Source organism: Geomonas diazotrophica (assembly GCF_018919385.1).
In the GTDB taxonomy this organism is placed as follows: Bacteria; Desulfobacterota; Desulfuromonadia; order Geobacterales; family Geobacteraceae; genus Geomonas; species Geomonas diazotrophica.
In genome coordinates this window covers 1-3,895 of sequence record NZ_JAHLMF010000035.1, presented here as the reverse complement: position 1 = coordinate 3,895, position 3,895 = coordinate 1, and the positions used below count along the sequence as shown (strand labels likewise).

Here is a 3,895-nt window from a genome sequence, read left to right as displayed (position 1 = left end):
ACGAAGAAATGGAAGAAGCCGATCATAAACTGGAAAGCGGCAATGGCTCGATTCGCCATCCTCTTCGAAGACAGATTGCCAAAATCTTAACCAAGGCCATTTACACAAAATTCTTTACAGGCCCACGTCTTCCGGTCCAGGCTCCGGTACTGGATGGCCTCGGAGATGTGGTGTTCGCGGATGGTCTCGGCGCCCTCGAGGTCGGCGATGGTCCGGGCCACCTTCAAAATCCTGGTGTAACTTCTGGCACTGAGACCGAGGCGGTCGGTGACCACTTCGAGCATCCGGCTTCCCGCCTCGTCGGGCTCACAGAACTTGCGGATCATCCGGGCGGTCATCTGGGCGTTGCTCCTGACCCTGGTCCCCAGGAAGCGCTCCTTCTGCACCTCCCTCGAGCGCGACACCCTGGCCGCGATGGCCGCGGAGCTCTCGCTCTCGCCCCGGTCGGCGAGGTCGCGGTACTTCACCGCCGGCACTTCGATGTGGATGTCGATACGGTCCAGAAGCGGGCCGGAAACCCGGGAGCGGTAGCGGTGGATCATGAGCGGCGTGCACGAGCACTGGTGGATGGGGTCGGAGAGGTAGCCGCAAGGGCATGGGTGTGGCAACCTTTACACACCACCATTCTCCATCCCTGTCACTTTCAGTTCCACGGGCAATTATGCTACCAGATCGCTACATTGAGGCTCCACAAACACTTGGACAGCATATCAGGAAAAGGCGTACTGACCTTGGCCTCCTCCAGCGCGAGACGGCGATCAGGATCGGAGTTAAAAAAGATACAATCTACAATTGGGAGCACGGAGTTGAGCCGGAGTTGCGTTTCATCCCCAAAATAATCGATTTTTTAGGTTATATCCCCCTTGACTGTCCGAAAGATCCCCTCGGAAGGCTCGGTTACTACAAGTTCATCAACGGCTTGAGCTACGAGGGATTAGGGGCTAGAACCGGCATCCATTTTGAGCAGCTCCGGGCTTGGCTCACAGGAAAGACTAAGCCGAGCGAAAAGAGCCTTCGACGGATAAACATTATGCTGAGAGACTCAGGCCATGAAGAGTTGCTCAAACTCTAGGACTGCTTGGGATCCCTAGTTTCAGTGCGTAGGTCTGCCACTACCATACTTCTCACAGGACCCGGGCCATGATTCCCTCGGCTTCCCGGTCACTCAGACGGGAAAAAGGGGCCGTGAAGAGGGTCGTATTTAAGTCAGGCCTGGTACTGTCGGTATCCGGGGCTAGGGTGTGGTCTGTTTTGGGTGATGGGAGTTAGGGCGCTGAATCAGAATGTTAAAGTGATCATGAGTAGCGGGTTCAGTGAGTTGGAAGTAACGCAGAAGTTCGTCGGGAAAGGACTGTCTGGATTTATTCAGAAGCCGTACAGGTTCAAGGCTTTGCGTGAAAGCATCCTTGGCTTGGATCTCTATCAAAAAAGTGATTAGGTGCCAGCAGTAGGCACGCGTGAATCCTGGAAAGGTTATGGTAAGGGCATCTTTCCAAGGTGTATAGTCGGCTCAATCCAAAGAACTAGCCGGGGTAAGCTCGGCCAGGACTTCCTCAAGATCAGCAGGACTGTAGGGTTTAGGTAAAACTGCGCTGAACCCGAATCTGGCGTAATCAGCAAGAATGGGATCGTTGGAATACCCACTCGATACTACAAGGACAGCCGCCGGATCGAGTTCCAGGATGCGCCTGGCAGCCTCCCCTCCCCCCATGCCTCCTGGAATAGTGAGGTCCATGACAACAATCGCGAAGGAGGTCTCCGCCGTCATTGCCGCATGATAGAGCGCAATCGCCTGCTCACCACTGCTACAGGCCTGCACCTCGTATCCGAGTTTTCGCAAGGTCTCCGTTGCCAGATTTCTGATGATTTCTTCGTCATCGACCACCAGGATCGGGCCGTCGAGGCGTTTTGCAGGCGTTGTTCGCGGCACCAGGCCCTGTCCAGTGTGGCCTTTACAACTGCTCGCGGGCAACAAGACAGTGCAAGTCGTGCCAACCCCTTCTTCGGAATCAACCCCTATATGACCATCATGCTTGCAGACGATCGAATAAGCTGAGGCTAAACCTAGCCCGCTCCCTGTGGCCTTGGTTGTATAGTAAGGGTCGAAGACTCTTCTGAGGCTATCTTTTGAGATACCGCATCCGGAATCAGCAAAGCTGAATCTCACATAAGGTCCAGGCGGCAGAGATTGCTCATTGTTCTTTTCGAGGACCACATTATCTAAGGCTATCGAGATGACTCCCCCTCCAAGCATGGCCTGAGAAGCATTAATTATTATATTGCACAGGACTTGAACCATAAGGCCTTCGTCAGCCTCCAGGTCCCACACACCATCGTCACAATTTATCACGCCCCTGGTCTTAGCCCCCTTCAACGCCAGCGCAATTGCAGACTCGACCAGGGCTTTGGCCGTCACCAATTTCTTTACCGGTCGGTTACCTTTCGCAAAAGTCAGAAGCTGATTGGATAAGTTTGTAGCACGCAGGCAGGCGCCTTCCGCTTGAGCCAAAAGGGCGGACAACCGCTCGTGGCTGTCCAGGGACATTCGTGCTAGGGCTATACTCCCCATGATCCCTGTCATGATGTTGTTGAAGTCATGCGCTATTCCGCCGGCCAAGACACCCAGTGATTCCAGTTTCTGGTTTTTCACCTGTTCGTTCAGCAACCGCCGCTGAATAGTGACATCGCGGGCAATTGAATTGATCTGCTTCAGCTTATTGTCTTCGTAGGAGAGGTTTACGGTCCAGAGCATGTCGTAGACCTCACCGGTCCTGCTTAGCTGCCTGTTCTCGAAAGTCACCGACTCCGTACCAGAGCGGACCCACTCCTGGAATGCTGACGACGTCTTTTGGCGGTCATCCGGGTGCACGAAGTCGAAAGCAAACTTTCCGACACACTCCGCAGGCGACCATCCAAAATATTTTTCAGCATTGCGGTTAACGAAGAGGAAGCGCCCCGTCGCATCCACCTGGGTCACGAGATCGCTAGTGCCCTCCACAAAATCCCGATATAGCGCGACAGTCTTCAACAGGGCTGCTTCAGTCCGTTTCTTCTCAGTTACATCAAGCAGGATCCCTTCTAAGACACCCTCATCCCTAAATACGGTTACTGACGCGAGGCAGTCGCGGACCTCGCCGTTTTTGTGTATGAATTGGACTTCGGCATCAACAATATGCCCTTCTTCGTTAGCGGTACAGAGAATCGAACTGCGCTGTGCCGGATCTGCATAGTGTGACAGGAACGGCTTACCAAGAACCTCCTCACGGTCGAGCCCTAAAAGCTCGAAAAATTTATCATTCGCATTTATGATTTCCGATCCATCGAGTTTTGATCTGAACAATGCAAACGGGCTGTTATCAAAAAAATGGCAGCCTGCAATGTGCCTCTGATTAAAGGAGGGGTCAGTACACCTGTGTTCGGTTATATCATCCATTTCGCCTCCTCTCGGTCCACCATATGTGATGGCGATGAGATCCCGGACGGAAGTGGCGTTGTAATTAGCATTTAACGCTCACTTTAGACACAACCAATCTTAATCTACACACTTTATCAGATATATGAGCCGAGCGCACGGGGACAACAGACCACAATCCTTTGGAAGAAGAAACTGAAAGAAGAAAGAGCCTCGTGGAGTGTCGGCTGCGGTAGTTCCCATGGTGTTGATCGGCTTCCAATTTTGACCCATCATCGGCATCTTGCGACCCACCCCTCAATCTATAAGACCTCAATATTTCGTAAGGGGATTACGGTAGGAATGCTCCTCACGGAGCCCCCCCCGCACAGATCCCGGCGAGCGCGATTTACGCACCGGGCTCCCACCTTGGGTGTTTGACGGCGAAACGAACTCTTGGCCATGGATGAAGGATACGCGGAGCAGGTAACCAAGCCGAAGCTA

The 3,895-nt window shown here is 53.3% G+C and carries 3 protein-coding genes; 1 reads left to right on the top strand and 2 read right to left on the bottom strand.

Annotated elements, in window-relative coordinates; all coding sequences use genetic code 11:
* Positions 1–86: 86 nt before the first annotated feature.
* Positions 87–608: a magnesium chelatase subunit ChlI family protein gene (locus tag KOM00_RS20400; protein ID WP_216500858.1), complete on the bottom strand. Its 522-nt coding sequence runs from the start codon at positions 606–608 to the stop codon at positions 87–89.
* A gap of 53 nt (positions 609–661) precedes the next feature.
* Between KOM00_RS20400 and KOM00_RS20395 the strand changes: the two genes are divergently transcribed.
* A complete protein-coding gene (locus KOM00_RS20395) occupies positions 662–1,072 on the top strand; it encodes a helix-turn-helix domain-containing protein (RefSeq protein ID WP_216500857.1) in 411 nt (136 codons plus the stop codon).
* Between the two features lie 438 nt (positions 1,073–1,510).
* Here the strand turns inward: KOM00_RS20395 and KOM00_RS20390 are convergent, their stop codons facing one another.
* Complete coding sequence (locus KOM00_RS20390; RefSeq protein ID WP_216500856.1) at positions 1,511–3,433, bottom strand: hybrid sensor histidine kinase/response regulator; 1,923 nt, start codon at positions 3,431–3,433, stop codon at positions 1,511–1,513.
* Positions 3,434–3,895 lie beyond the last annotated feature (462 nt).

Excerpts from the sequence above, each read along its gene's own strand:
- KOM00_RS20390 (WP_216500856.1), bottom strand. The coding sequence starts at position 3,433 with ATGGATGATATAACCGAACACAGGTGTACTGACCCCTCCTTTAATCAG.
- KOM00_RS20395 (WP_216500857.1), top strand. The coding sequence starts at position 662 with ATGCTACCAGATCGCTACATTGAGGCTCCACAAACACTTGGACAGCAT.